The organism is Thermostichus sp. MS-CIW-26 (assembly GCF_054059115.1).
The window spans coordinates 1-5,756 of the sequence record NZ_JBSSBV010000078.1; the positions used below are offsets into that span (position 1 = coordinate 1).

Below are 5,756 nucleotides of genomic sequence, written 5' to 3' on the forward strand. Positions count from 1 at the left end.
TAAACAGAAAGATCAACTGGTAGTAATCCGTACTGAACATATTATACATTATTTTCAGTATAGTTGAGCTTATTATTGACTAGAGTCATGCTCTGGCCGACTCGTTGGGCGTTTATCATGATGAGCCAGCTTCTTCTCAGCGCAGCACCACCTTGGGGGAGAGCAACAAAGTCAGGGATCCCTGGCGGTAGTCAATCCGGCCTTCGGCAAAGCGCACTTGGGCTAGGCCCGCTTTTTTGAGGGTGATCGCGTGGGCGTTGGCCGGGTTTAGACCAACAGCCGCTTGTACCCACAGGCTCAGATCCGGCTGGTGACCGACCAGAGCCAAAGACGCCAGAGGTTCCCGCTCTGCTTGCCAGCGCACCAGGTCAGCAAAACTGCCCCCCGGAGCCAGCGGTTCAAACACCTCCACAGCTTCGGCCAGGTTCTCGTCCAAAAAGATCTCAGCGGTCTGTCGAGCCCTCACCAAGGGACTGGTGAGCAGGAGATCCCACCTCCAGCCCATGTTCTTGAGCTGGCGGGCAATCTTGCGGCAGCGCCTGCGACCTTCGTCTGTAAGGGCCCGAAAGGCATCCTCGACTTCTGGCCGGGGTTCCTCGGCTATGCCATGGCGAATAAAATCCACGGCCAATTCCTGTCGGGCAGTCTGCTTTTCTGCCGCCCCCTGATGGTGCTCCGCGCTGCTAACGCGAACGCTCTCCTGTTGTTCAGACCCAGAGACCATAGAACTCCGTCCTGTCAGCGCGAACGGCACTGTCAAATCTTGACTGCCAAATCTTGGAATAACTGTAACTCTCCCAGAATACTGTGGGAAAAAAGCCCACTCCCTCTACGGCAGCACTCCCGCGACAAAACCGGAAGTCATGAAGAAGACGAGGGGTTATGCAGTCGCTGGCTGACCAGAGTGCGCCCCTCCTGGGTGTAGAGCTGCCAGTAGTTCCAGTAGTTGCCAAACACGGACTTCACATAGCCCCGGGTTTCGGGGAAGGGGATCTGCTCCACAAACACGTCCGGATCCCCGAAGCCAAAGCGGTTCAGCCATCTGGCCACGTTGCCGGGGCCACCGTTGTAGCTGGCCAGGGCCAGCAAGGTGTTGTCTTGGTAAGTGCGGTGGGTGTAGTCGAAGTACCAGGATCCCAGGTAGAGATTGTCGGCGGGGTTGGTGAGGCTGTACTGGGCCAGGCCGATCTGCTGGGCAATCCAGCGGCCAGTAGCGGGCATCACCTGCATCAAGCCCAAAGCCCCCGAGGCCGAGACGATCTCTGGCTCAAAGCGGGATTCCTGCCGGATCAAAGCCGCCACCATCAAGGGATTGAGGTTAAATTGCCGTGACCAGTGGGCCAAGCCGGGTTGGGCGTAGGGATCCCCGCTCCAGGAATTGTCTGGGCCGGCATAGTAGTGCAGCGGATAGATGGCCTGCCAGAAATCTTGGCGCTGCCTCAACGTCTCCAGCAAGGGATCCGGCTCTTCGCTAAAGCGCAAAGCAGCCACCTGGTTAATGCCCCGCAGGTGCTCTCCGGCGCTGTTGCGCAAAATGCCCGTAACAAAGCGCTCGGCAACGCTCATCTGGCCGGGATCCCGCTGCACGGGAGTTTCGCCCTGCCAGCGTTCCCAGGCCAGTTGGCTGGCTCCCATCAAATGCAGGGTTTGCGTAACTGCAGAGACCCCTGGCAACGGTTGGCGCACCGGCTGAAAATCCACCTCAACCCTTTTGCGCCCGCTGTAGAAATCCCCCACCGGCCAGCCCAGTTGCACTGCCGACCGCCAGCCGTAGTAGGTGTGGGGAAACTGCCGCAGCACCTGCCGATAGGTTTGCCGAGCTGCAGCCACATCCCCCTGCTGTTCCCGCCATTTGCCCGCCCAGTAGAGCAGTTGTGCCCCCATTTCCGTGTCCCGCTGAGCAGATCCGATCTGTTGGGCCAGGGCGATGGCTTGGCTGAGATTGCCTGCTTGTGCTTGGCTCCAGGCCACTGTCCAGGCGGCATTGGCTGCAGCTTCGCTGGCCGGAAAGCGATCCCAAAGGGCTTGCCGGGTGGCTTGGGCCGATTGGGGGCTGGCGTTGCGATCATAGAGCTGGCTGAGGCTGAGCAACGCCTCTGGAGCTTCTTTATCTGAGCCGGATCCCACCTGTCGGAGGAGTTCAATTGCCGTCGGCAGGTCGCTCAGTTCCGCCAAACGGCGGCGGGTGAGAGAAGCCTCTGGCCCATCGGGAAACTGTGCCAGCAGCGCTTGGTAAGCCGCTTTGGCCTGGGGAAACTCCCGCGAGATCTGGTGGCTGCGGCCCCAGCGGTAGAGGTTCTGAGAGGTGGCGGGGGCACGCCCATAGGCCCGGGCAGCTTTGCCGTACTCCCGTTGCTCCCAGTAGGCATCGGCGAGGATCTGCCAGTCGGAAGCCGTGAGGGATCCCTCCTGAGCCTGCCGCCAGCGATCCAGCAGCGGCGTTAGCCCAGGGGTTTGCGGGTGATGTTGGGCCAAATCCCGCAGCAGGTCATAGCGGTCGGGGTTCAGCTCTAGCAAATGCTTGAGGGCACGTCCGGTCAGCGGATGGGTGGGAAATTGCTGCCGCAGCCGATCCACCTGGTCCATCCCCCAGAGGGCATAGGCAGCGACAGGACTGTGGGGATATTCCTGCAAAATCTGGGGCCACCAGATCCCTTGGGCTGTTTCCTTGTCCTGCAACTGTTCATAGGCTTGGGCCCTGAGCTTCCAAATCTCTTCCCTCAGAACCGGCAGGCTCTCTTCCAGCCCCTGCAAATGCTTCAAGGCAGATTGCGCTTGGCCGGCTTGCAGCGCTGCATAGGCTTGCAGAAAGGCCACTGTGGAAGTTTGAGGCAGTTGCGTCGGATCCCTGTCTTCTGGTGCAGAGGCCACCTCCGCGGTTTCTGCCCAGGATGAGGTGTAGAAGCCCCAGACAGCTCCACCCAGAGCCGCTCCTGCTGCCAGCACACCGGCAGCCCATCTTGTCCAGCGTCGTTGGCTGCTTGTCAGGATCCCCATGCTTTACCTCCCCACCACCTCTGACCTACGATACTCAACCTGACTGCGTTGAGTCACCAGACAACTCGATACTTGCGAAACGGCTGGAAAGCTAACCTGGCAAGCGGTCACCGAGCATTGGGGCCAGACGATAAGCAGGGAGAGGAGCAGTTCTTTCCTCTTCAAATTTCAGACAGCAGTGAAACAGCTCATTTCCCCAATTGCGCTGTCGGGCTTTCGCTGCGGTACACCTTGGCCCCGACACTGCGCAGCTTTTCATCAATGGCTTCGTAGCCCCGGTCGATGTAGTGCAATCCGTGGATCGTGGAGCAGCCTTCAGCCGCCAGACCGGCCAACACCAGGGCTGCACCCGCCCGCAGGTCGGTAGCCACCACCGGAGCGCCGGAAAGGGACGGCACCCCTCGGATCAGGGCCACTCGGTTCTTCAGGCGAATATCGGCTCCCATGCGATTCAGCTCGGGAATGTGGTGCATGCGGTTTTCAAACACTGTCTCCTCAATGGTGCAACTGCCCTCGCTCAAGGCGGCCAAAGCCATGATCGGCGCCTGCACATCGGTGGGGAAACCAGGATAGGGCAGCGTTTGAATATCGGTTGCCTGACACAGCCAGCCTGAGCTCAGTTGAGCTGGGGCAATGCGCAACCGGTTTGGGCCTTCCTCTTCCACCCGCAGCCCCATCGCTTGCAACTTGGCGATCACCGCCCGCAGATGATCGGGAATGACAGGGCCAACTGTGAGGTGAGAGCGGGTAATGGCCCCGGCAATGAGATAGGTGCTGGCCTCGATGCGGTCGGGAATGACCGTGTACTCTGTTCCATGCAAGCGGGGCACCCCTACCACCACAACCGTATTGGTGCCGACACCGCGAATGCGGGCCCCCATGGCTTGACAAAAACGGGCCAGATCCGCCACCTCCGGCTCTTGGGCGGCGTTCTCGATCACCGTTTCTCCATCCGCCAGCGTAGCGGCCATCATCAAGGTCTCGGTGGCACCGACGCTGGGATAGTCCAGGTAAATTCGGGTTCCCAACAGTTTACGGGCATAGGCATGAACCACCCCATGCTCGATTTGGACCGTCGCCCCCAAGGCTTGTAGACCCCGCACATGCAGATCCACAGGACGAGACCCAATCGCACAGCCGCCGGGCAAGGGAACTCTGGCCACCCCCAGCCGCGCCAACAGAGGCCCTATGATGAAAAAGCTGGCCCGCAACTGGCTGACCAATTCATAAGGGGCTTGAGAGGTTTTGAGGGAGCTGGCATCCAGGTCCAGGGTATTGCCAACATGGGAAACCTTAACTCCCAGCGTGGCCAGGATCTGCCCCATGCGTTCAATGTCCAGCAGACGCGGCACGTTGTGAATTCGACAGGCCTCAGGAGCCAAGATGGCCCCGGCCATCAGCGCCAAGGCAGAGTTTTTTGCCCCGCCAATAGGGATGTGGCCACTCAGGGTCTGCTTGCCAATGATTTTCAGCACTGGCCCCATCATCTCTGGCGCGGTTGCCATGCCGGTCTGGGGCGGCGTCAGGCCAGGCTCTAGGGGATCCGCCCCGCTGACGCGATTGTCAAAACCTTTCAATCTCCCTCCTCACCCACAAAAAATAGGCGAACCCTTCTCAGAGAATACTCTGGGGATCACAGCAGCGGCTAAACTCGCAAGCCAAATTGGGTGTGAGGAAGAAGTTCCCATGGCTGTGCTTCTATCCTGCAGCAGCGGACAGGGGAGCGGCTAGGCCAGTTCACCAGATGCAGGTTCTCAGCGAAGGCAACTGGGGGGCAGCCCAACAGCAGGGGGCGGTATGATGGATGCTCAGGGGAAGTGCTTGCAAGGAAAACAGGAAGGAGACAGCCGATGATTGCCACTCAAGTCTCTGCCCAAGAGTTGTTTCGGGCCGCCTATGAAAACCGCTACACCTGGGATCCCGCTTTCCCAGGCTACAGCGCCGAGGTCACCTATTGGGATGGGGAGCGCACATTCGTTGGGCAGGTGCGAGTGGGGGCAGACCTAAAGGCCACCGTTACGGGCGTAGAAGATGAGGAAGCTCGAAAAGCCATTCACAACCAACTCTGGGAGATTGCCATTCACCGGGTGCGCCGCAGCTTCGACGAGACCCATGGGAACAACACCTTCCGCTATGGCCAAACCCTGCCCGATGGCACAGTAGAGATCCTGGTGGGGGGCAAAGCCGAAGGGGATCGCTACCACGTGCGCGATAACCAGGTTACCATGGTGCATCGGCATATCCACGGAGTGGTGGTTACCATCCACACCTTCAGCAGCCACGATACCGGCGAAGGCTATCTTTCCCACCGCTACGATTCCGTCTATCACGATCCCCAAACGGGCGAGCAAAAAGGCGGGCGCAGCCAATTCGAGGATCTGTACACAAAAGTGGGCAAGTATTACATCCTCTCGGAGCGGCGTATCCAGACGGAGACGGAAACCGGCCCTGTGGAGAAGCGCTTCACCTTCAGCAACTTGACCTTGCTGGACACTGGGGCGTGAGCGACCCGGCATTGCTCTCTGCGGGGTAGAGGGCCGGCTCTCCCATTCGTCATTGTTGGGCAGCTACCGGGAGGCTGAGTTCACGCCCTTCTTGGCGGCCAAGCCTTTCTCGATAACGGGAAAGCCGATCTGTAGGCTTTCAAGCTTTGTTGCAGAACGATCCTGATACATTTACGCTGAACACTGCTGAACATCACTGTTCAACTATGCAGCGATAGCATTCTGTTTGTTTCCAAACAGAATGGCGGTATCCCG

At 59.3% G+C, this 5,756-nt stretch carries 4 protein-coding genes; 1 reads left to right on the top strand and 3 read right to left on the bottom strand.

All coding sequences use genetic code 11. The annotated features are described in order from the left end of the window. Positions 1-136 precede the first annotated feature (136 nt). The 3 genes from sixA to murA form a co-directional block, all read right to left on the bottom strand. Complete coding sequence (sixA, locus tag ACVWZU_RS14185; protein WP_457445543.1) at positions 137-724, bottom strand: phosphohistidine phosphatase SixA; 588 nt, start codon at positions 722-724, stop codon at positions 137-139. A gap of 137 nt (positions 725-861) precedes the next feature. Continuing rightward, complete coding sequence (locus ACVWZU_RS14190) at positions 862-2,997, bottom strand: lytic transglycosylase domain-containing protein (RefSeq protein WP_457445545.1); 2,136 nt, start codon at positions 2,995-2,997, stop codon at positions 862-864. A gap of 188 nt (positions 2,998-3,185) precedes the next feature. Continuing rightward, on the bottom strand, positions 3,186-4,502 hold the full coding sequence (murA, locus tag ACVWZU_RS14195) for a UDP-N-acetylglucosamine 1-carboxyvinyltransferase (RefSeq protein WP_414331363.1): 1,317 nt from the start codon (positions 4,500-4,502) through the stop codon (positions 3,186-3,188). Positions 4,503-4,847: 345 nt separating this feature from the next. Here murA and ACVWZU_RS14200 point away from each other — a divergent pair, with 345 nt between their 5' ends. Beyond that, complete coding sequence (locus tag ACVWZU_RS14200; protein ID WP_011431766.1) at positions 4,848-5,501, top strand: DUF3386 domain-containing protein; 654 nt, start codon at positions 4,848-4,850, stop codon at positions 5,499-5,501. Positions 5,502-5,756 lie beyond the last annotated feature (255 nt).